Source organism: Streptomyces sp. Ag109_O5-1, from assembly GCF_003814875.1.
In the GTDB taxonomy this organism is placed as follows: domain Bacteria; phylum Actinomycetota; class Actinomycetes; order Streptomycetales; family Streptomycetaceae; genus Streptomyces; species Streptomyces sasae.
The window spans coordinates 180,799-202,428 of the sequence record NZ_RKQF01000002.1; the positions used below are offsets into that span (position 1 = coordinate 180,799).

The 21,630-nt window shown below is 69.8% G+C and carries 18 protein-coding genes, 5 pseudogenes and 1 riboswitch; of the genes and pseudogenes, 9 read left to right on the forward strand and 14 right to left on the reverse strand.

Annotated elements, in window-relative coordinates:
- Window positions 1-536 precede the first annotated feature (536 nt).
- From EDD90_RS54145 to EDD90_RS54155, 3 genes and pseudogenes are all read left to right on the forward strand, one after another.
- Window positions 537-1,087: pseudogene (locus EDD90_RS54145) on the forward strand (Atu4866 domain-containing protein).
- On the forward strand, window positions 1,084-2,475 hold the full coding sequence (locus EDD90_RS54150; protein ID WP_123982768.1) for an amidohydrolase family protein: 1,392 nt from the start codon (window positions 1,084-1,086) through the stop codon (window positions 2,473-2,475). The pseudogene EDD90_RS54145 and the gene EDD90_RS54150 overlap by 4 nt, the downstream one beginning before the upstream one ends.
- Before the next feature lie 79 nt (window positions 2,476-2,554).
- Window positions 2,555-2,770: a hypothetical protein gene (locus tag EDD90_RS54155; protein WP_123982770.1), complete on the forward strand. Its 216-nt coding sequence runs from the start codon at window positions 2,555-2,557 to the stop codon at window positions 2,768-2,770.
- 208 nt (window positions 2,771-2,978) lie between these two features.
- On the opposite strand, the gene EDD90_RS54160 is transcribed toward EDD90_RS54155, so the two are convergent.
- The gene (locus tag EDD90_RS54160) at window positions 2,979-4,598 is read right to left on the reverse strand and encodes a glycoside hydrolase family 76 protein (protein ID WP_260328875.1); all 1,620 of its coding nucleotides are present in this window, start codon (window positions 4,596-4,598) and stop codon (window positions 2,979-2,981) included.
- A gap of 594 nt (window positions 4,599-5,192) precedes the next feature.
- On the opposite strand from EDD90_RS54160, the gene EDD90_RS54165 reads away from it, so the two are divergent.
- Window positions 5,193-8,093, forward strand: coding sequence for an MGH1-like glycoside hydrolase domain-containing protein (locus EDD90_RS54165; RefSeq protein WP_123982774.1), 2,901 nt, complete (start codon window positions 5,193-5,195; stop codon window positions 8,091-8,093).
- A 43-nt stretch (window positions 8,094-8,136) separates the two neighbouring features.
- Here EDD90_RS54165 and EDD90_RS54170 read toward each other — a convergent pair whose 3' ends face one another.
- From EDD90_RS54170 to EDD90_RS54185, 5 genes and pseudogenes are all read right to left on the reverse strand, one after another.
- Window positions 8,137-8,472 (reverse strand): hypothetical protein, encoded by a 336-nt coding sequence (locus EDD90_RS54170; RefSeq protein WP_123982776.1) that lies wholly within the window; start codon window positions 8,470-8,472, stop codon window positions 8,137-8,139.
- Between the two features lie 52 nt (window positions 8,473-8,524).
- Window positions 8,525-8,650 (reverse strand): hypothetical protein, encoded by a 126-nt coding sequence (locus tag EDD90_RS58365; RefSeq protein ID WP_260328863.1) that lies wholly within the window; start codon window positions 8,648-8,650, stop codon window positions 8,525-8,527.
- A gap of 13 nt (window positions 8,651-8,663) precedes the next feature.
- Window positions 8,664-9,035: an SDR family oxidoreductase gene (locus EDD90_RS54175; protein ID WP_260328864.1), complete on the reverse strand. Its 372-nt coding sequence runs from the start codon at window positions 9,033-9,035 to the stop codon at window positions 8,664-8,666.
- A 116-nt stretch (window positions 9,036-9,151) separates the two neighbouring features.
- Window positions 9,152-9,726: pseudogene (locus EDD90_RS54180) on the reverse strand (SDR family NAD(P)-dependent oxidoreductase).
- A 126-nt stretch (window positions 9,727-9,852) separates the two neighbouring features.
- Window positions 9,853-10,728: a helix-turn-helix transcriptional regulator gene (locus EDD90_RS54185; protein WP_123982778.1), complete on the reverse strand. Its 876-nt coding sequence runs from the start codon at window positions 10,726-10,728 to the stop codon at window positions 9,853-9,855.
- A gap of 221 nt (window positions 10,729-10,949) precedes the next feature.
- Here EDD90_RS54185 and EDD90_RS54190 point away from each other — a divergent pair, with 221 nt between their 5' ends.
- Complete coding sequence (locus EDD90_RS54190; protein ID WP_123982780.1) at window positions 10,950-11,855, forward strand: helix-turn-helix transcriptional regulator; 906 nt, start codon at window positions 10,950-10,952, stop codon at window positions 11,853-11,855.
- Window positions 11,856-12,135: 280 nt separating this feature from the next.
- Here EDD90_RS54190 and EDD90_RS54195 read toward each other — a convergent pair whose 3' ends face one another.
- The 4 genes from EDD90_RS54195 to EDD90_RS54210 all read right to left on the reverse strand — a co-directional run bounded on the left by EDD90_RS54195 (window position 12,136) and on the right by EDD90_RS54210 (window position 16,219).
- Entirely contained in the window at window positions 12,136-13,149 is a 1,014-nt protein-coding gene (locus tag EDD90_RS54195; protein ID WP_123982782.1) for an aldose 1-epimerase, read from the reverse strand.
- Window positions 13,150-13,165: 16 nt separating this feature from the next.
- Complete coding sequence (locus EDD90_RS54200; protein ID WP_123982784.1) at window positions 13,166-13,948, reverse strand: ATP-binding cassette domain-containing protein; 783 nt, start codon at window positions 13,946-13,948, stop codon at window positions 13,166-13,168.
- Window positions 13,945-14,979 carry an ABC transporter permease gene (locus EDD90_RS54205; protein ID WP_123982786.1) on the reverse strand — a complete coding sequence of 345 codons (1,035 nt, stop codon included), beginning with the start codon at window positions 14,977-14,979 and terminating at the stop codon, window positions 13,945-13,947. The genes EDD90_RS54200 and EDD90_RS54205 overlap by 4 nt, the downstream gene beginning before the upstream one ends.
- Window positions 14,980-15,082: 103 nt before the next feature.
- Window positions 15,083-16,219, reverse strand: coding sequence for a substrate-binding domain-containing protein (locus EDD90_RS54210; RefSeq protein WP_123982788.1), 1,137 nt, complete (start codon window positions 16,217-16,219; stop codon window positions 15,083-15,085).
- Between the two features lie 147 nt (window positions 16,220-16,366).
- On the opposite strand from EDD90_RS54210, the gene EDD90_RS54215 reads away from it, so the two are divergent.
- Together EDD90_RS54215 and EDD90_RS54220 are read left to right on the forward strand one after the other, a co-directional pair.
- Entirely contained in the window at window positions 16,367-17,425 is a 1,059-nt protein-coding gene (locus EDD90_RS54215; RefSeq protein WP_123982790.1) for a LacI family DNA-binding transcriptional regulator, read from the forward strand.
- Window positions 17,418-18,488, forward strand: coding sequence for a carbohydrate kinase (locus EDD90_RS54220; RefSeq protein ID WP_260328865.1), 1,071 nt, complete (start codon window positions 17,418-17,420; stop codon window positions 18,486-18,488). Before EDD90_RS54215 ends, EDD90_RS54220 begins: the two co-directional genes overlap by 8 nt.
- 197 nt (window positions 18,489-18,685) lie before the next feature.
- Here the strand turns inward: EDD90_RS54220 and EDD90_RS58370 are convergent, their stop codons facing one another.
- The 4 genes and pseudogenes from EDD90_RS58370 to EDD90_RS54230 all read right to left on the reverse strand — a co-directional run.
- Entirely contained in the window at window positions 18,686-19,219 is a 534-nt protein-coding gene (locus EDD90_RS58370) for a GH32 C-terminal domain-containing protein (protein ID WP_260328876.1), read from the reverse strand.
- Window positions 19,193-19,339, reverse strand: a pseudogene (locus EDD90_RS58375) (hypothetical protein); the annotation flags it as partial. The pseudogene EDD90_RS58375 and the gene EDD90_RS58370, both read right to left, overlap by 27 nt.
- A gap of 12 nt (window positions 19,340-19,351) precedes the next feature.
- Window positions 19,352-20,044 carry a hypothetical protein gene (locus tag EDD90_RS58380; RefSeq protein WP_260328866.1) on the reverse strand — a complete coding sequence of 231 codons (693 nt, stop codon included), beginning with the start codon at window positions 20,042-20,044 and terminating at the stop codon, window positions 19,352-19,354.
- A 99-nt stretch (window positions 20,045-20,143) separates the two neighbouring features.
- Window positions 20,144-20,370 (reverse strand): annotated as a pseudogene (locus tag EDD90_RS54230) (site-specific integrase); the annotation flags it as partial.
- A gap of 39 nt (window positions 20,371-20,409) precedes the next feature.
- Here EDD90_RS54230 and EDD90_RS58385 point away from each other — a divergent pair.
- Both EDD90_RS58385 and EDD90_RS54240 read left to right on the forward strand, forming a co-directional pair.
- A pseudogene (locus tag EDD90_RS58385) lies at window positions 20,410-20,600 on the forward strand (restriction endonuclease); the annotation flags it as partial.
- 100 nt (window positions 20,601-20,700) lie between these two features.
- Window positions 20,701-21,300, forward strand: a complete 600-nt coding sequence (locus tag EDD90_RS54240; RefSeq protein WP_123982792.1) for a cation transporter — start codon at window positions 20,701-20,703, stop codon at window positions 21,298-21,300.
- Window positions 21,301-21,389: 89 nt separating this feature from the next.
- Window positions 21,390-21,580: riboswitch (cobalamin riboswitch) on the forward strand.
- Window positions 21,581-21,630 lie beyond the last annotated feature (50 nt).

Below are 21,630 nucleotides of genomic sequence, written 5' to 3' on the forward strand. Positions count from 1 at the left end.
TCGGCCCGGCGGCCGGTGGCGACCAGGCCGCCGTCTCCCCAGGTGAGGGCTTCCTGGGTGCCGCGCACCCAGCATCGTGGGCCGGCCGGATCGTGGGTGCCCGACACCTAGGGACAGAGCGGCCTGGTTCCGGTTCCGCCGCGCGACGAACCTGATGGTCAGGCGGCTGCCGTAGCCGTCGGACACTCGCCTCGGACCCGCGTCGACGCTCACTCCCGCAGCGGACACCCCGATGAGGCGACTCCACCGAGGAGCACGCAATGACCATGGCCATGACCATGACCATCACCGACACCGACACCGACACCGTGAGCTGGAACCTCGAGGCCCTCGACGCGATGCTCTCGAACGACGAGAGGCGTCCCGTCCTGTTCACGAATGACCGGATCCTGACGATTGACCCGCTGATCGGGGCGAGGGTCGGCGCCGACATCCTGTTCGTCGGCCCGCTGATCGTGGGCGTCGGCCCCGGCATCGTCACCGCGGCTGGTGACGACAACGCCATCGTCGTGGGCGCCACCGGCACGACCGTCGTCATGGACGCCATCGCGCCGGCAGGCGGCCGCGGCCACCGCTCGGAGTACGTCGCGACGCTGGCCCCGGGCAACACCACCAACTTCCTGGTGGTGCCCGACGAACTCGCCGACGACTTGCCGAGCGCGGTGGCCACCCTGCTGGCCCACCCGGAACGGGTCCGCGCCCTCGTCTCGGCGGGCCGACCGGTGCTGTGGGCCGGCACCGACGTCCCCGGCCGGGCCACCGCACCCGAGACGGGCATCCCGGACGCGGAGAACCTGACCGGCAGCCCGTGTGTCGGTGTCTGGATCGACCGGAACGACTTCCTGCACCAGGAACTGAGCGCCGACGGCCGCTACGACGAGACCGGGGCGGCCGCCCGCACGCCTACCAGGGCCGCTACTGGATCGACGGCGAGCGCATCGGCTACCTGGACGACCTCGGCTTCTGGGCCTACGGCGAGTTCCAGTGCGACGAACTCCACCACGCGGGCTACGTCATGAAGCTCGGCTTACACCCCGTCCCCGTCCCCGTCTGCTTTCCACGCCGTACCGAAAGAACAGCCTCATGAACCTCAACGACACCACCAGCGCCGCCGTCCTCGAAGAGCTCCGGCGCCGGCCCGCCGACCGGCGGCGCATCCTGTTCACCGGCGCGACCGTCGTCACCATGGACCCCGGCCTCGGTGTCGTCGACGGCGCCGACCTCCTCGTCTCGGGCGACACGATCACCGCCGTCGGCCGCCGACTCGACGCGGCGGACGCCGTGGTCGTCGACGCCACCGGCACGATCCTGGCCCCCGGCTTCGTCGACACCCACCGGCACGCCTGGGAGGCCCAGCTGCGCCGGATCATGCCGAACGTCGACGACCTCGGCGGCTACGTGATGGCCACCCTCGCCGGCTACGCCACCGTCTACCGGCCCCAGGACATGTACATCGGCACCAGACTGGCCGCACTGACCGCGATCGACAGCGGCATCACGACCATGCTCGACTTCTCCCACAACTCCCGTACCCACCAGCACTCCGACGCCGCCGTCGAGGCGCTGCGCGACACCGGCATCCGTGGCGTGCACGCCTCCATGGGCCCGCACTTCGGCGACTGGGACCGGCAGTGGCCCGGCGACCTGACCCGCCTCAAGGAGCAGTACTTCAGCAGCGACCACCAACTGCTCACGCTGCGCCTGGCGACCCTGGCCACCGCCGAGATCGCCGGACCGGCGCTCGCCTACGGCCCCGAACTCGCCCGTGTCGCCCAGGAACTGGGCATCGGGGTGAGCGTGGACGCCGTCTTCGGCACCGCCTCGTCCGACGCGGTCCTGCGCTGGGCCAAGGACGGCATCCTCGGCCCCGACGTCACCCTCATCCACTCCACCGGGCTGACCCCCGAGGCGTGGCGGGCGATGGGCGAGTCCGGCACCACCGTGGCCCTCGCCCCGACCTCCGATGCCCAGATCGGACTGGAGACCGCGATCCCCGCCGTCGACGAGGCCCTGTCCGTCGGCATCCGCCCCGGACTGAGCATCGACGTCGAAGTCGCCCTGGCCAGCGACATGTTCACCCAGATGCGGGCCCTGCACGCCATCCAGCGGATGCGCGCGGTCAACGCCGCGTACGGCACCGACCGGCAGCCCTCCCGCATCACCACCCACGACGTCCTCGACTTCGCCACGCTCCAGGGCGCCCGCGCCAACGGCCTGGCCGACGTCACCGGTTCACTCACCCCGGGCAAGAAGGCCGACCTCCTGGTCATCCGGGCCGAGGACCTCAACAACATGCCGCTCAACGACCCGATCGGCACGATCGTGCTGGGCTCCGACGCCCGCAACATCAGCGCCGTCCTCATCAACGGCGAGCCCCGCAAGTGGGCCGGACAGGTCCTCGACGTCGACCTGGCCGCCCTGCGCGACGAGGTGCACGCCTCGCGCGAGTACGTACTCAACACCCCGGCCGTCTAAGCGTTGTCCCACCCCGTTCCGTGGTCCCCCGGCCGCCCCGCACGCCCGCGGCACCGCCGTCGCACTCTAAGGATGCAGCATGTTCATCGGCGCCAGCCTGGGCCCGCAGCTCATGGGCGCGCTGAGCGGCTTCGGCTTCGGCTTCGGCTTCGGCTTCGGCTTCGGCTTCGGCTTCGGCTTCGGCTTCGGCTTCGGCTTCGGCTTCGGCTTCGGCTTCGGCGGCATCCTGCGGGCCGTCGCAGCGGCATTCGCCCTGGGTGGCCTGCCCGCACTACGCCACCACGGCACCGAATAACCCCTCGCCCGCACAACGGCCCGACGCACTTGTGAGGGCGCTCGCAACGGCTGGCACAGTGAGGTGGATCGGTCCTGGTTACCGTGTCTGAGGCGGGAGTTGAGCGTCCGTCCGGGCGTAGGGACGTCGCCGTGGATCGTGTTGAATGAGCTGCCGGACCGGGAGGCGTTGTGCGGGATCCTGCACGTGCCGCACACCGGTAGCGTCCTCACCCGGCGGCGGTGAGCGCCCCCAGGGCACTCGCCTGGGTCCGCCAGTCGGTCTGGTTCGGGCTGGTGCCGGCCCAGCGCTCGCCGAGGGCGTTGAGGGAGGTCCGGTCCTGCGCCCACAGGGTGTCCGCCTGCTTCTGCACGTAACTCCGGTACGTACTGGAGCCGGTGGCGGTCGCCAGGTCGGCGAGGTTCCGCATGAAGACGCCCTTGAACTGCTTCTGGTTGTCGTCGCAGGACGCCGAGCCGACGTCGCAGGACTCGGTGAGCACTCCGCCGACGGTCAGTGCCGAGTTGCCGACCGCGGCATCGGCCAGGGTCCGCGCGGAGGTCAGCAGGGAGCTGTCACCGGTCGACTTCCACAGTTCGGTGAAGCCGCCGATGGCCAGCCCCTGGTTGTAACTCCAAACGGTGGAACCGTTGTTGGCGCAGGCCGAGGTAAGCCCGTCGTTCACGAGCCCCGAAGAGTTGATCATCCCGCTCGCCCTGTACCAGGCCGCGGCCGTGGTCGCCCGCTGGAGCCACACGGTGTCGCCCGGGATACGCTGGTGCAGTGCGGTGGTCAGCCACAGGTACTGCCCGTTCGTCACCGCGTTCTTGTAGGTCCGCTCACGGTCCCACCAGACGCCACCAGCGCAGGTGCCGGTGTCCCAGTACTGCTGGACGTAGTTGGTGATGGTCACCGCCTCGTTGAGATACCGGGCGTCGCCGGTGTGGTCGTACGCGTCGATCCAGGCGATGGCCCACCAGCCCGAGTCGTCGATGGAACGGCTGATGAAGTCGCCCTCGATCGCGTCCGAACTGCGCACCCCGGCGGCGAAGGCGCCCTTGTTCTGGTCGAAGGTGCGCGCGATGACCCAGTCGTAGTCGTGCGTGCCGGTGGTCTTCGCGAAGTCGATGAGGGCGGTGAGGGTGGCGGCCGAGTTCCACCAACTGCTCGGCCACCAGCCGTTGTAGGGGTCGTACGAGGTCATCAGGGTGTCCGCCGCCGCGCGCGCCCTGGTCGGTGCGGGCCTGACCCATGCGGTGCAGCTGCCCTCGTTGTGGCTCGCCTCCCGGCCACAGGCGCGGACCGCGCCGCCGTAGAGGAGGCCGCGCGGGTCGCGAGTGGCGTACATCGCGGTACGGGTGCCGGTGGCTCCGGACGGGGTGGACGTACGGCCGAGGGAGGAGCCGTCCGGCCAGGTCGAGCCGCCGTCCCAGGAGCGGTCCAGCCAGATCTCGTCACCGGCGCCGCCGCTGTCGATGCTCGCCCAGGCCATGGAGTTCTGCTGGTCGACGTGGAGCCGGATGGTGCGGCCGTAGAGGGTGGTGGACGGTACCGGCAGGTCGTCGCCGGCCGCCCGGTCCGCGCTCGTGCCGTCGCAGAGGGTGTCGCAGGCGGTGGGGTAGACCCAGTTCGTGCAGCCGACCCCGGACGCGTCGCCGCAGGCCCGGACCAGGCCACGGCGATGGTTTCGGGGGTCGGTGATGTTGTACATCAGCGTCCTGGTGCCGGTCCAGGTGCCCGGGATGCTGGCCTTGCCGAGCAGTCCCTCCCAGGTGGCGCCGCCGTCCCAGGAGCGGTCCAGCCACACCGAGTCCCCGGTCACGCCGTCGTCGATGCTGGCCCACGCCATGTCGTCCGCGTCGGACACGTGCAGTTCCAGGCGGCGGCCGTTGAGGTCCTTGTCCGGTACCGGGAAGGTCTCCTGCCGGGCCTGCGAAGGGTCGAGCGTGTCACAGGTCAGGACGCAGACCTGGGTGGCGGCGGACGCGGGGGGCGCGGCCGGCACCAGGGCGGCGAACGCGAGCGCGGCCGCGAGGAGAAGGCCGAGAAGGCGTGGTATGACAACGATGTCCGAGCGGCGTGAGTGCACCGGGGCTCGCCTCGATTTCACGATGGGGGATGACGGTCGGTGCGCGTGACGGGGGCCGAGGGCTCCGGCCGGGCCCGGCCCGAATCGAGGCACTGGTCCATACCGGTCTGCGAGGCAGTGAACCGGCTTGGCGAGGCCCTGTCAATGCCGCAAGGGCGCATCGTTCCATGGGAGTTGAGAGACGGCCGTGACGGGTTGACACCCGGTTTTCGGGCGCCCATCATCGGTGGAACTTCGGCGAGGTTCCTCGTGCGTCCAGCTGCCGCAACAGACACGGGGCTTCGCACGGCACGTTTTTGAATCGTTTCAGATGCTGCGTTTCCAGGCACCCGCGCCCCCACCCAGGAGGTCTCCATGCGCCGTCGCTCACCACTGAGCAGACCGCCGGGCCGGCACCATCTGCTCGGTCTCGCCGTCCTCGCGGCCACCGTGCTCGCCACGGGCCCGGTCCCCGCCACCGAAGCCGTACCGATGTCCGCCAAGGAGACCCCGCCGGACGCCCGGACCGCGGCGGTCGACCCCCTGAACTACTCGCCGACCTCACGCACCCTCAAGCCGACCGCCGTCTACCGGACGTCCGGCAGCGTCGCGAACCCGCAGAACGTGCTGAGCGGACAGCCGACCCGGATCTCCGGCTCTCAGTCGGCCGTCACCCTCGACTTCGGCAAAGAGGTCGGCGGCCTGACAACGTTATCCTTCGGGAGTACGAGTGACAGCGGGCAACGGGTCGGCCTGGCCTTCAGCGAGTCGTCCCTGAACGTGGGAAACAACAGCGACCGCAGCAGCGGCCGCGACGGCGAAGACGGCGCCCTCTACGCCACGGCCCCCGCGGGCGGCACCTACACCGTCCCCACCGCTCAACTCCGTGGCGGATTTCGCTATTTGACCGTCTTCCTGGACACCTCTGGCTGGGTGGACCTCAAGGGCGTCAGTCTCGCCTTCACCGCGGCACCCGGGAAGTCGGACCCGGCCGACTACCCCAACTACTTCCACTCCAGCGACGACCTGCTCAACCGCATCTGGTACGCCGGGGCCTACACGGTGCAGCTCGACACGATCGCCCCGGACCAGGGCCGCGCCTGGCCCCCGCCGGCCTCGGCCTGGGACAACGGCGCGACCGTCGGCGTGGGCGACTCCGTCCTGGTCGACGGCGCCAAGCGCGACCGCACAGTGTGGCCCGGCGACATGGGCATCGCCGGACCCACGCAGTACGCGTACTCGGGCGACCTCACCTCGACCCGCAACGCGCTCACGACGATGTACGACGCGCAGTCGGCGGACGGCGAAATCCCGTGGTCGGGGCCGCCGTTCAACCTCACCGGCTCGGACACCTACCACACCTGGACGCTGCTGGGCACGTCGACGTACTACACGTACACCGCCGACCGGACGTGGCTGGACTCCGAATGGGCCAACTACAAGCGCGGGATGGCCTTCATCACCAACAAGATCGACGGCCACAACCTGCTCGACGTGACCCGCACCCAGGACTGGGCCCGCGTCGGTCAGGGCGGTGAGAACATCTCCGCCAACGCGCTGCTCTACGCCGCGCTCAAGGGCGGCGCGACCCTGGCCACGGCCGAGGGCGACAGCGCACTCGCCGCGAGCTGGACCGGCGAGGCGGACGCGATCAAGGCCGCGGCCAACTCCCGGCTGTGGGACGGCTCGAAGGGCATGTACAAGGACAACCCCACCAGCGGTCTGTACCCGCAGGACGGCAACTCCCTCGCGGTCTGGTACGGATTGACCGATTCGGCGGCCAAGGCGCGGAGCGTCGTCGCTGGGCTCGGGAGGAACTGGGGCGCGTACGGCCCCACCACCCCCGAATGGGGCGGCAACGTCTCGCCGTTCGCGGGCGGTATGGAGCTCAACGCCCGCTTCACGGCGAACGACGACTACACCGCCCTCGACCAGATCCGGCGCACCTGGGGCCACATGCTCGACAGCGACATCGGCACGAAGAGCACCTTCTGGGAGGGCGTCAAGGCTGACGGCGGCCTGGCCTACGGCGGTTCGTTCATGAGCCTGGCCCACGGCTGGTCCTCGGCCCCCACCTCCACGCTCACCTTCGACGTGCTGGGCACCGCACCCGAGTCGGCGACGGGCGCCTACCGCTTCGTCCCGCACCCCGGCGACCTGACCAGCGCCGAGGGGCGTATCACCCTGCCCCAGGGCGCCGTCGACGCCTCCTGGTCCCGCGACCCCGCCGCCGGCACCTACTCGGCGCACCTGACCAGCCCGTCCGGCACCAGCGGCCGGATCGGCGTCCCGAAGTTCGACGGCGGCGACGTCTCGGTCTCCGTGAACGGCACCGTCGTCTGGAGCAACGGAACCTTCACGCCCGCCTCCGGCATCACCGGCGCGAGCCAGGACGACACCTACGTCTACCTCACCGGCGTCGCCCCGGGCAGCTACAACGTGACCGCGACCGGCCTCGGCAACCCGGCCCCGTCCGCCGACCCGGCCACCACCGGCACGCTGCGCGCGGGCTACACCCGGTGCGCGGGCGAGGGCGGCGCCTGCTCCTTCAGCGGCACCCGCTCGGTGGCCTACGGCGCCGGGGCCTACACGTACAAGACCGTGACCGACAGCACCGCCTGCACGAACGACTCCTTCGACGGCGACCCGGCGCCGAATCTTGTCAAGTCCTGCTACGTCGCCGACGCGGGCGGTCCGCCCGGCTACACCGTCTGCGCGGCCGAGAACGGGACCTGTGCCGTACCCGGCTACAACCGTGACGTGGTCTACGGCGCCAACGGCAACTTCGTGCACCAGATCACCAACGGGTCCGTCACCTGCTCCAACGCCCACTTCGGCGATCCCGTCGACGGGGTCGCCAAGTCCTGCTACCTGCCGTCCGCCGGGGCGCCGGCCGGGGGCTGGACCAAGTGCGCTGATCAGAACGGCACTTGTTCGGCCGCCGCCGGACAGCCGGTGATGTACGGCGCGTTCGGAGCGTTCACCACGCTGACGGCGACCGGCGACACCCCGTGCACCGACGCGAGGTTCGGCGACCCGATCCCCGGCGAGTCCAAAGCCTGCTACACCGCCACCGGCGGCCCGGCCGGTTACGCCACGAACTGCTCGGACGAAACCGGGACCTGTGCCTCCAGCGGACAGCAGACCGTGGCCTACGGCGCCCGGGGCACCTTCGTCTACCGGACGTTCACCGGCGGCACCGCTTGCACGACCGTGGCATTCGGCGGCACGGACCCGCTGCCTGGCGTGCGGAAGGGCTGCTACCTCACTTCCTGAATCCTCCGGCAGCCCGCCCGAGTCCGTCGGGCGGGCTGCCGGATCATTCGGGGTGAGCCACCGCCTCCTTCTGCAGTTGTACCGCCGCGAGCAGGCTCAGTCTCGGCTCCGCCTGACGTAGCGCCTTCACGGCGGCGACCGAGCCGACGTCCCCGGTGAAGCCGGCGGCGGCCAGCCGGGAGCGGACCCAGCGGGCGCGCAGTCGGGCCTCGGTGGCGCCGGCGGTGGACTCCACGAGTGCGACGGCGCGTTCCAGGCCCGGGCGTTCCTCCGGCGAGGCGTTCGCCAGCGCCTGGCGCAGGGCCGCCGCGGCCTCGTCCGTGTCTCGGACGGTCAGCACGAAGGTGTTCTTCCTGCTCAGTCCCGTGATTCCTGTCATGAGCGTCAGCCTGACGGCCATGACCGGCGCGCGCCAAGCGACTTGAGGAATCTCAGAGGTGCCGCGGGGCCCGCAGCTCACCGAGCCGGCCGTAGGCGTAGAAGAACGGGCCGATCTGGCCGGCCGGCGCGAGGCGCGTGGCGGGGGCGGACAGCGCTGGGCTGCTCTTCCCCGCCACGCCGGAGCGAACGTCAGATGGCCCGGGCGGTGGGCAGGATGGTGATCTCGGTGAGGTTGACGCGACGAGGGACGGCGGCCATGAAGGCGACGGTCTCGGCGATGTCGGCACTCTGCAGAACGTCGATGTCGTGGATGAGGTCGGCCACCAGCTTGGAGGCGTCAGGGTCGGTGACGTGGTCGGGAAGCTCGGTGTCGACCATGCCGGGCTCGATGGTGGCCACACGGACCATCTTGGGGCCGAGCTCGACGCGCAGCAGCCGGGTGAGGTGGCTGATGTACGCCTTGGTGCCGGAGCAGACGGAGAACTTCGTAAGGGCTGGAGGCGCCGGAGACCACGGCGACACGGCCGGCGAGGGGGTACCGGTGAGCAGGGCAGCAGACATCACAGAAGCTCGATCTCTTTGATCACAGGAGGGTGAGCGGGGACGGCGGGAAGCTCCGGGTGCCCGAACGGGTCCGCCGGGTCGGACAGGTCGGGCACCCGGCGGAGCGTCAGCGGTCAGGCGGCGTCGTCGTGCGCGGTGGCCGCGGACTTCTCGCGCCACGGAGCGAGGTCGTCCTGCACCTGCCGGTACTTGACGTCGAGCCGCTCCAGCGTGTCGCGCCCCAGGTAGAGATGGGTGGGCAGCTTCTCGGCGGCGGCCACCTCGGCGATGAGGGCGGCGCCCTTGACGGGGTCGCCGAGCTGGGCGTGGTTGGCCCGGACCTGCTTGCGCATCACGGGCAGCACGGCGCGGGTGACGTTGATCAACCGAAGACGTTGAGGTCGAACAGCGAGCGGGCCTCCGCGTCGATGATCTCCTCCAGCGCGCCCAGCAGGCCGCGGCCGGCGTTGTTCACCAGGACGTCGATGCCGCCGAACCGCTCCACAGCCGCCTCGACCGCCTGCGGAATGCTGTCGTTGTCCGTGACGTCCAAGGCGACCGCGAAGACCTTTTCGGAATTCTTCAGATCGTCCGGTACGCTCTCCGGATTTCGTACGGCGACCACGACATTGTTACCGCCTGCCAGAGCGGCACGGGCAATTTCCGCGCCGATTCCGCGGGAGGCACCGGTGACAAACCACGTAGCCATGGGAAAAACCTCCTTCGTTCTTTTCCCCTTCGAGGAGATTTCCTGTTGACGTATTCGAGTCTGTGCCTCCTCCCCGGTGATATGAAGGCAGCGGTTTTCCTGGGAGATCTGCACCCAGGGTGACGCTCAGGTGCCGCGCGCGGGGTTCTGCCGGTGCGGCACCCCGGGCGCGCTGACGGAGCCCAGCAGAGCCAGCCCGTCGGCGGAGGGCGAGCCCGGCTCAGCCTGTAGGACGACGAGCTGCTGTCCCGGGACGCTGCGGATGTTGAGGGCTTCGTGCCGCAGCTCCAGGTCGCCCACGACCGAGTGGTGGACCTGCTTGATCTCGTAAGGCGGGACCCGGGTGTACTCGCGTGCCCACAGCGCCCGGAACTCGCCGCTGCGCACCGACAGCTCACCCACCAACTCCAGGATGCGGGGATCCTGCGGGGTGCTCGCGGCGGTCTGCTGAAGGTCGGCGACCGCCCGGTGCCTGGCCCGCTCCGGACTGCGGTAGAAGGTCTTCCCCGCGGGGTCCAGGAAGAGCATGCGCAGGACGTTGTCGTGCTCCGCGAAGTCGCGGTAGAGGGCGTCGGCGAGTGCGTTGGTGGCCAGCAGGTCCTGGGCGTGGCCGATGATGAAGGCCGGCGTCAGGGTCCAGCTCTCGATCAGCTGCCGCAGGTGCGGCCGGACCCGCTCGACCCGGCCGGGTGCCTTGGTACGGCGGCCGCCGGGCAGGGCGAGCCGGAAGAGCGCCCGCTTGTCCTCGTCACCGAGTTGCAGCACGCGGGCCATGGCCTGGATGACCCTGGGCGAGGGGCTGAGCTCGCGGCCCTGCTCCAGCCGGCTGTAGTAGCTCAGGCTGACCCCGGCGAGTGTCGCGACCTCGTCGCGCCGCAGGCCGGGCACCCTTCGCCGGCCGGCGGCAGGCAGTCCCGCCGCCGCGGGGCTCAGGCGTTCCCTGCGGGTGCGGAGAAACTCACCCAGCCCTTCCACCGGGTCAAAGTGCGTGTCGTTTTCCATGTCATCGAGGCTAGGCGGAAAACACCCGGAAAAGTCCCGCCGACGGTGGGTGCATTGCACCCAGGATTACGGGCCAACACGGCAGGGCCGCGACGGACCACGGCCCGCTTTTCGGTCTCCCTCTCCCTCCCCGACCCCACCCTCTGCGATCATGACGCAACCATCCGTGATATTGCGTGATCGGCGCTTCTCATCGGTCGAAATCCATCTAGTCTTGCCGCATGAGCAATGGGACGCCTTTGGGTGATTTTCTCCGAGCCCGCAGAGAGGCCCTGAAGCCGCACGACGTCGGTCTCCCCGAACACGGACGACGCCGGGTACCGGGACTGCGCAGAGAGGAAGTCGCGCTGCTCGCGGGAGTCAGCTCCGACTACTACATCAGGCTGGAACAGGGACGCGAGAACAGCCCGTCCCCACAAGTCGTCGATGCCGCCGCGCACGCACTGAAACTGGACGCGGAGTCCACCGACCACCTCAACCGCCTCTGCCTGGCCACCTCGCAGCGCCTGCACCACCGGGGCGAAGCCGACGTCAGCGCGCAGTTGCTGCAGCTGATGGACGGATGGGACCACACTCCGGCCTTCGTCGTGGGCCCGGCCCTCGACATCATGGCGGGCAACTCCCTGGCCACAGCCCTGCACAGCGGTTTCGAGAAGTTCGACAACCTCGCCCGGATGATGTTCGTGGACCCGGCGGGGCGCAGCTTCTACCAGGAGTGGGAGCGGGCCGCGCACTCCTGTGTCGCCGAGATCAGGGCCGCCTACGGCCATGACCCCGAATCCGCCCGCATCGCCGAGGTCGTCGCGGAACTGTCGGCCCGGAGCGAGGAGTTCGCCGCGCTCTGGCAACTGCACGACGTCAAGGGCAAGTCCCAGGAGGGCAAGCACCTCAAGCACCCCCAGGTCGGGGACCTGCGTATCAGGTTCGCGGCCTTCACGGTCAACGGAGCCCCGCACCAGCAGCTGGTGGTCTATCAGGCCGAGCTGGCCGGCCCGACGGCGACCGCCTTCGAGACGCTGAGGGCCATGGCCGCGAGGCAGGGCACCGAACGAAGCCTGTGGCCGCGGTCCTCTCCCTCGTGTCCACGTGGCGGGCCAGACTGCGGAGACGCAAGCGAGGGCACATGAGCCTGGGAAACGGCGTTGACCCGTGAGAATTACGGGGAGGAGTTCCCGCAGGTCAGCACGCATTTCCTTGCGAAGTCCCAGGCCAGCGCCCGCTCGCTTCCAATCGCTGCACGACTGATAGGACTTCCCCGTCTGCCGTCAAAAGACCATGTTCCACAGGCCACAGTCCGGCCGTGTGGCCAGGTGTTCCATCCGTGGAGGTTGGTCACGGACGCCGCGTCTGGTTCGGTGGCCGGTCCGACGCCCTTGGCGTCCGGCGTCGGACCGTCCAGCGCAAATGTCAGCTTCCTGGGGGCACGTACCTGACGCCGAAGGCGAATGCGCGGCTTCGGCCGGGTTCGAGGGCGAGGGCGGCGGTCTGGTCCGGGCGGTTGAAGGCGTTGGTCATCGTCTCGACGGGTTCGAGGGCGATGGAGGCGCGGCGGTCGCGGGCCAGGGTGTCGCCGGTGAAGACGTGCATACAGCCGCTGTGCTGCCAGACGCGCAGTTCCTCGCCGGTCGCCGAGTCGGTCAGGATCGTCTCGATCCTGCCGGTGGGGCCGGGGGTGAGGTCCGCGTAGCAGGCGTCGATTACCGCGTCGCCCAGCCGTCGTGGCGTACGGAAGTCCATGGTGGGGCGGTCGCCCAGGGGGAGCCGGGCGTCCTCGCCGGGAAGCGGGATGAGGGATGCGTCGGTGCGGATCAGGGTGTGCGCTGGGATGTGCAGGGTCAGGTCGTCGATGGGGCGGGACAGGGTGAAGTACGGGTGCCAGCCCGCTGCGTAGGGGGCGGTGGTGTCGCCCAGGTTCGTCGCGCGGATCTCGACGCCCAACTCGTCGGCGGTGAGCGTGTATGCGACGGTGAGGTCGAGGGCGAAGGGGTAGCCGGGGTACTTGCCCGGCCTGATGCTCGTGGTGTGCAGGAGCAGGCGGGCGGAGTCGGGTGTCGTGGTGGCGCGGGCGAGCTCGAACGACGCCTCTCGGGCGAAGCCGTGGTAGATCAGACGGTCCGTGCGGCGGCCGGGCAGCAGGTCGTGGTCGTGGCCGTCGTAGTGGTAGCGGGCGTCGGCGATGCGGTTGGGGAAGGGGGCCAGCAGGCCGGCGCGTACGCCGTCCTGTGCCAGGAGTTCCTTCTCGTCGCGATAGCCGTCCGTCAACTCCGTCAGCCGGCCGTTGACTTCGTTGCTGACCTGCCAGCTCAGCAGCGTCGCGCCGCGCAGGGCGAGGACGGCGCGTACCCGGTCGTCCGGTGCGGTGACGACGAGGGTGGGTTCGCCGCCGAGGCGGCTCTCGGTGATCCGGTACTCGGCGGTCACTCCCGTGCCGTTCCCTTCAGCTCGCTTCGGGGGCGAGCTTCTTCGCGCCCGTCATGATGGCCACCGCGTCCTCCATGGAGTGCGACTCGGGGGTGATGACGCCGGCGCAGGCGCCGAGGCGCTGGATGTGGATGCGGTCGGCGACCTCGAAGACGTTGGGCATGTTGTGGCTGATGAGGATGACGCCGAGACCCTGGTCGCGCAGGTCGCGGACGAGCTTGAGGACCTGGCCGGTCTCACGGACACCGAGCGCGGCGGTGGGTTCGTCGAGAATCACCACCCGGCCGCCGAAGGCCGCGGTGCGGGCGACCGCCACGGACTGGCGCTGACCACCGGAGAGGGTCTCCACGGCCTGGCTGATGTTCTGCAGCGTGCCGATGCCCAGCCGCTTCATGTGGTCGGCGGCCTGCTTCTTCATCTCGCCGGTGTCGAGCATGCGGAACACCGAGCCGAGGATGCCCTTGCGCCGGATCTCGCGAGCCAGGAAGAGGTTGCTGGCGATGTCCAGGGCGGGGGCGACGGCGAGGGTCTGGTAAACGGTCTCGATGCCGGCGTCGCGGGCGTCCTGCGGGCGCTTGAAATGCACCTCCTTGCCGTCGACCAGAAGGCTGCCCTGGTCCGGGACCAGAGCCCCCGACAGGCACTTGATCAGCGTGGACTTGCCGGCGCCGTTGTCGCCGATGACGGCGAGGACCTCGCCGGGGTGGAGGGTGAGGTCGACGCTGTTCAGGCCGACGACCCTGCCGAAGAGCTTGACCAGGCCCTTGGCCTCGAGAACGGGGGCGGTGGCGGTCGTCACGACTTCACACTCCGGATCCACTGGTCGACGGAGACAGCCGCGATCACCAGGATGCCGACTGCCAGGACTTGGTAGTTGGGGTCGATGCCGGCCAGCGCGAGGCCGTTGACGAAGACCTGGACGATCAGCGCGCCGATCAGCGAGCCGAAGACCACCCCGCGGCCGCCGAACAGGCTGGTGCCGCCGATCACCACCGCGGTGATGGACTGCAGGTTCGCGTTCAGACCGCTGTTGGGGTCACCGCCGCCGACCCGGCCGACCAGGATCCAGGCGCCCACGGCGATGGCGAAGCCGCCCACCATGTAGGCGCTCAGCAGCACCCGGTTGACGGAGATACCGGCCAGCCGGGAGGCCTCGATGTCGTCGCCGACTGCGTAGAGGTGGCGCCCCCAGGCGGTGTAGCGCAGGGCGTAGCCGATCACCGCATACAGGGCGATCATGAGGAGGACACCATTGGTCAGGTTCAACTGCCCGAGAGAGACGGTCTGTCCGCTCCACAGCAGAATGTTGCCCGGCTGCAGCGCCACCGTCTGGCCCTTGGCATAGATGAGGGTGATCGCGGTGAATACGCTCAGAGTGCCCAGGGTGACGATGAACGGTGGCAGCTTGACCTTGGTCACCAGGAACCCGTTGACGGCCTGGGCGGCTATCGCGGCGACCGCCCCGGCCAGCAGAGCGAACACACCGGGCCAGTGGTTGTCCGCGACCAGCTTCGACATCAACAGCGAGGAGAGCACCATCACCGCGCCGATCGACAGATCGATGCCCGCGGTGAGGATGATGACCGTCTGCCCGACGGCGAGCGAACCGACAACGGCCACCTGCTGGGCGACCAGCGAGAGGTTCTGCAACGCATAGAAGCGCTCGTTCACCAGCGAGAACACCACAGCGGCGAGCACCAGGACGATCGCCGGGCTGAGCGCCGGCTGGCGGTGCAGCACCGAGTGGATGCGCTGGCTGAGAGTGGCAGGCCGGTTGAGGAACTCCTCCGCCGCTGCCGGTGTGGCTTGACTGTCCACGTGGGTGGTCACAGGGGATCCTTCCGGTTTCTTCCCTGGTACGGGCTCATGGGCTCGTGTGGTGCGGGTGCGACGCCGGTGCCGTGACGGCTTCCGGCGTCGCACCCGGTCGGTGTCAGCTGCCCCAGCAGGCGGAGGCGGCCTGCGTCGGCGACTGCACGGTCAGGCCGGACAGGGACTTCGTGGCCGCGAGCGCGGTGCCGGTGTCGAAGAACGTCTTGCCACTGGTCACGCTGGGCTTGCTGCCGCCGCGCGCCAGCTTGGCGATCGAGCTGACGCCGAGGGCCGCCATCTTGCCCGGGTACTGCACCGCGTCGGCGGCGAACTCACCACTGGTGACGTTCTTCAGGCCGGAGCAGCTGCCGTCGATCGCGTAGATCGCGGCCTGCTTCTCCTTGCCGGCCGCCTTCAGCGCGTTGTATGCGCCCTCACCCGCGGGCTCGTTGATCGCGTAGACGACGTTGATGTCCGGGTTGGCCGACAGGCAGTTCTCCATTGCGGTGCGGCCGCCGTCGATGGCGCCCTGGGTCGGCTGGTGACAGACGACCTTGTACGTGCCGCCCTTGCCGCCGGTGTACTTGCCGGACTTGGCTTCCTTGCCGTTCTCGGTCTTGCTGCCCGGGTCGATGCCCATGCCCTCCAGGAAGCCGTGGTCACGGTTGATGTCGACGGAGACGACCTGGTTGTTGAACAGGTCGAGCATGGCGATGACGGCAGGCTTGCCGCCGAGGGCCGCCGCCGCGTACTGCCCGATGAGCTTGCCCGCCTGCTCGTTGTCGGTGGCGTAGGTGATGTCCGCGGTGCTGGCCGGGTTCGGCGCGGTGTCCAGGGCGATCACGAACAGGCCGGCCTGCTTGGCCCGGCCGAGGGCGGCGTTCACCGCGTCACCGTTGGTGGTGATGAGGATGCCCTTGTCGCCGCGCGCTATCGCATTGTCGATGGCGGTGATCTGGGTCTGGGTGTCGCCGTCGGCGTTACCCGCCGCCACCGTGAGGTTCACGTTGTCCTTGGCGGCCTGGGTCTTGGCGTCCTTCTCCATGCTGACGAAGTACGGGTTGGTGAGGGTCTTCAGGATCAGCGAGACACCCACCGTGCCGCCGGAGGTCGAACCGCCCGACGCGGACGAGGAGCTTCCGGAGCCGGAGCCGCACGCTCCCAGAGCCGCCGTGAGGCACACGGTGAGCCCGACCGTCATCGCCGCGGTGGTGCGCCGACTCCGGCGGCCCGGCACCTGCTTGATTGGCATGTTCATGCGGAATTCCTTCCGGGACCGTCGTCGGCCGATGCCGAGACAACGTTGACTGACGGGGATATTGGTCCCCCATGGACGAGCGCGTCAAGACACTGATAAACATGCATCCGCAACGAGACGGTAACGCGCAACCGGTTGGAGACAACGATGACTCAAGATGAGCCGCCGCCCCGGCCAGCCCGCGCCCGCCCCACCATGCGTGAGGTCGCGGCGCTGGCCGGCGTGGCCATCAAGACGGTCTCGCGCGTGGTCAACGGCGTTCCCACCGTCGACCCGGCGATCGTCGCCAGGGTCCGCGCGGCCGCCGACCAACTGGGCTACCGTCCCAACCTGACCGCCAGCAGTCTGCGCCGCGGCGACGGTCGTACCGCCACCATCGGCATGCTCGTCGAGGACGCGGCAAACCCGTTCTCCGCCGCCCTGACCCGCACCGTCGAGAACGTGGCCCGGGAACGCGGAGTGCTCGTACTGGTCGGCAGCCTGGACGAGGACCCGGCGCGCGAACGGGAGCTGGCCCAAGCGCTCATCGACCGCCGGGTCGACGGACTCGTGATCGTCCCCGCGGGACGCGACCAGAGCTACCTGATCAGCGAGCAGCACACCGGCACCCACCTGGTCTTCGTCGACCGGGAGGCCGGCCTGCTCGACGCGGACGCCGTCGTCTCCGACAACCGGCAGGGCGCCATCGCCGCCGTCAACCACCTGCTCAAAACCGGCCACCGCCGCATCGCCTACCTCGGCGACCGCGCCTCCATCCCCACCGCCGCCCAGCGCTTCGACGGCTACCGGCACGCCCTGGAAGTCGCACACATCGACTACGACGACGACATCGTCCGGCACACGGGGTCCAGCGAGCAGGCCGCCATCACCGCCGCCGAGCAGCTGCTGGCGCTGCCGGACCCGCCCACCGCACTGTTCACCAGCCAGAACTTCGTCACCATAGGGGCCGTCCGAGCGCTGCGCGCCCTCGGTCTGCAGGACACCGTCGCCCACGTGGGCTTCGACGACTTCCCGCTGGCCGACATCCTCAGCCCAGGCATCTCCGTCATCGCCCAGGACGTCGAGCACCTGGGCAGGACGGCCGCCGAAATGCTCTTCTCCAGGCTGGACGGCGACACGTCACCCGCCCGTACCGTCACTATGCCGACCCGGCTGATCCAGCGGGGCTCCGGCGAAATCGCACCCGGAGGCCACCGCCATGACTGAAGCGATCCAGCAGGCGGGACTGCTCCCGGCCGTGACCGTGATCGGCGAGGCCCTCATCGATCTGGTCCAGCTCGACGCCCCCGGCGACTACCGCGCCCGGCCCGGCGGCAGCCCGTTCAACGTCGCCGTCGGCCTGGCCCGGCTGGGACACCGCTCCGCCCTCATGGCACGGCTGGCCGACAACGCCTTCGGCCGGATCCTGCGCGCCCACGCGACCGCCGAGGACATCGACCTGACATACGCCCCGGCGGCAACCGAACCCACCACGCTGGCCGTCGTCTCCATGGACGCGGAGGGGCGTGCGAGCTACGACTTCTACCTGGACGGCACCGCGGACTGGCAGTGGACCGAGACGGAGACCGCCCACGTCCCTCCGGACACCGCCGTACTCCACTTCGGCTCGGTCGCCTCCTGGACATCACCGGCCAGTGAGCACATCCACGCCACCGTCCAACGGCTGCGCGCCAGTGGTACGACGCTGATCAGCTACGACCCCAACGTCCGCCCCGTCCTGCTGGGCGACCCGGCGCGCGGCAGGCAGGCCGTCGAACGCAGCGTGGGCGTCGCCCACATCGTCAAGGCGAGCCGCGAGGACGTCGAGTGGCTCTACCCGGACACCCCGATCGAGCAGGTCGCCGCCCGCTGGCTGGAACTCGGCGCGCTCCTGGTCGTCATCACCGACGGCCCCGACGGAGCTCACGCCTTCCCCACACGTGCGCAAAGCGTGACTCGCCCCGGCCGGAAGGTCACGGTGGTGGACACCGTCGGCGCGGGCGACGCCTTCACCTCCGGACTGCTGGGTGGCCTGCTCCGCCGCGGACTGCACACGCCGGAGTCCGTCGCGGCCGCCACCGCGACCGTGCTGGCGGCCGCCGTCGACGACGCGGTGCTGGTCTCGGCGCTCACCTGCGAGCGCATGGGCGCCGATCCGCCCACCGCACGCCCGCGGCCCCACCTTCCCGCCGACGCACCCCTTGAGGAGACGGACCTCGCCTTCCCCGACGGCACCGACCCGGCAGGCTCAGGGAGCCGGCCGCTGGAGGCCGCCCAGGGCGCTCGCTGACCCGACCCGAACGGCTGCGTCAGCAGAGCCGGCCGAAGGGCAACAACTGCGGCTTGGGAGCAGCGTCGAGGGGCCTTCTGGCGTTCGGTACGGCTCTCGAAGCCGAAACCGATGTCAGAAGGCCCCTCGACGCGTTCGTGGGCCGACCGGGTGTGCTGCGCGGCCTCGACGTGCCGCGCAGCACACCCCGGGATGGGTCACTTCCAGATGGATGCGAGTCTCCACGCCTTCAGGCTGCTGAGCTTGGCGGTGCCGTTGTCGGCGAAGAGGTCGACGCCGGTGCTGGAGGGGTCGGGCAAGATCTGGTCGGTGAGGACGACCTGTTCGCCACGCGCGTTCTCGGCGTAGACCTCGACCGACGATGCGTCGACGAGGACGTGCAGGCGCAGGGGCTTGCCGCCGAGTGCGAGCGGGGCGTGTTCGGTGCTGGAGAAGGTGGGGTCGAAGTCGGTCGCGCCGGAAGCGGTGCGGTCGAGGTAGACCTCGCCGGTGGTGGTGTCGTAGCCGATGCGGGTGCGCTGTCCGGCGCCGGTGCGGACGTCCAGGCCGAAGCGGTCGGCGGTGCCCGGGGTCAGGTCGGCCTTGAGTTCCAGGGTGCTGCCGTGGACACCGAGCGGGGTGGTTGTGTTGGTGACGGTGGTCGCCGGGACATCGGTTTCGGTGCCGCGCAGGACTTTCAGCTCGCCGACCGACTGCTGGACCAGCTGGGTCTTGCCGTTGACGGTTCGCAGGGAGAACTGGCGTGGGAAGGTGTCGGCGCTGCGCCAGGGGCTGGTGGGGATGCTCCCGCCGTAGTTCCAGCTGTTCATCCAGACGATCATGACGCGTCGGCCGCCGGGGACGTCGTTGAAGCTGTTCGCGGCTTAGAAGTCCTGGCCGTAGTCGAGCCAGTGGGCGCGCTGGGTGACCGACTGCGCCGGCTTGTCGGCGGCGGTGAACTGGTCGGCGAGGACGTGTCCCCAGCCGCCGGTGTTGGCGTCGACGATCTGGAGCTGGACCTGCTTGCCCTTGTAGGCGGTGGTGTTGAAGGAGGCCCAGTCCAGGTTCTTGGAGTTGGCGCCGGTAGCGCTCTGCACGATCTTACCGTCCACGAGAAGGTTGACGCCGGTCTCGTTGGAGTGGGGTTGTGCCTGGGTGTCGGACAGGACGACCTGGTCGAAGTTGATGTGGCCCCAGCCGCCGGTGTTGGCGTCCACGACCCTGATCTGGGCCTGCTTGCCCTGCAGATCGGAAAGATCCCACGAGGCCCAGTTCAGAGCCTCGGCGTTGGCTCCGGTGGCGCAGCGCACCACCTTGCCGTCGACGACGAGTTCGACGGGCGTGGGCGCGTCGGAGCTCGCGGCGTGGTAGCCGCCGCCGATGAGGAAGTCCAGGTACTTCTTGTCGATGGTGAAGGTCGGCGAGATCAGGGTGCCTGTGGTGGCGTCGCCGTTCAGGTAGCTGTTGACCAGTCCGTTGCCCAGGTAGCCGGTGACCTGCTGCTGGTTGGGCAGGGTTCCCTGGGCCGGTCCGGTGCCGAAGGCGTCGCCGGTGGTGGTCCAGTCGGTCCTCCCCACTGACCGTCGCGCCTCATCCACTTGACCGGCAGAACGCCGAGGAGGGGCGCAGCGGTACTGCGCCCCTCCTCGCTCAAGGGCCTTGGTGGCTCTTTCCCTCTACGCGGCCACGGCGACTGAGGAAGTCCGGTCGAGCAGGGTGTCGATGGCACTGCGCCCCTTCCCGCCTGCCTCGGGCATGAACTGGGCGTAGTGGTCCAGCGTGCTGGTCGGGCTGGAGTGACCGAGCCAGCAGGCCAGGGTGACCACGGACTCGCCCGCTTCGAGATGACCGAGGCGTACGTGTGACGCAGCACGCGGAAGCCGTCCTTGCGCGACGAAGTCCATCGCTCGCCCGCCTTCCGTATGGGATGACACCAGCCGCTGTCTCGCGGCACTTCGTGGGCCACAGCCCCACCGCCCGCGAACACGTCATAACTCTCGCGGGCCGCCCACTGATCGGCCCTCAGCCGAACGTCCGCCCCATAGCGCAGCCCACCGCGTCTGGCACGCACGCCAGGTCTTCCACGGCACCCCACGCCCAGCCGGCGGCGCAGGATCGGACGCCTGCCCCTGACAGGGCAACCCGGTCCACAGCCGCGCACCCCGGCAAGGCGGCCCTGTCGGCTCTGCCCTCGCGCTCTCCCGCACCGTGCACGGAGTGAGAGACTCCACCGGTGAGTATCCCGGACGACACGACCCGCGCCGCCCTGCTCCGCCGGGGCTTCGCTCTGGAGTACGCCACTCTCGGCTGGAACGTGGTCGGCATCGTCGTCCTCGCTGTCGCCGCCCTGCGGGCCCGGTCGGTCGCGCTGGCCGGGTTCGGCCTGGATTCCCTGATCGAGATCGGCGCGTCGACCGTCGTCGTGTGGGAGCTGTCCGGCACCGGTGAGGAGCGTCAGCGCCGGGGCCTGCGGCTGATCGGCTTCGCCTTCGCGGCCCTGGCCGTCTACCTGCTCGTGCAGTCCACCGTGGTCCTGGCCACCGGACATCACGCCGGACACTCGCCTCTGGGCATCGTGTGGACCGCGGTCACCGCCGCCGTCATGTTCGCTCTCGCCGCCGGCAAGGCCCACACCGGCGCGGCGCTCGACAACCCCGTGCTGCGCACCGAGGGACGGGTGACCCTGATCGACGGGCTGCTGGCCGCCGCCGTCCTCCTCGGCCTCGTACTGAACGCCGCCCTCGGCTGGTGGTGGGCCGACCCCGTCGCCGGATACGTCCTCGTGTACTACGCGGTCCGAGAGGTCCGCGAGATCTTCTCCGGCGACCACTGACCCTCAGCGTCAACTCCACGATGCCGCAGGTGTCCAGGGCTTTCAGGGTCGCCCACCCGCTCTGCCCGTGTAGAGGCTGACCGCGCAGCTGGTTCGCCCTGCCCGCCAGGCTGCGCGTCGCAAGAGGGAACCCTGTGGGAATCCGGGACAGCCCCGCAGCGGTGAGCGAGAACGACCGCCGCCACACGCCCTCGTCCCGGAAGCGACGGGTCTGGGAAGCGACGGCCGGTAGGTTCCTCGTACGAGAACCAGGCGTGCTCGTGAGTCCAAAGAACTGCCATTGCCCGCGCGCGGACCGCCGTGCGCGGAGATCGCGGTGACCTCGTGGGC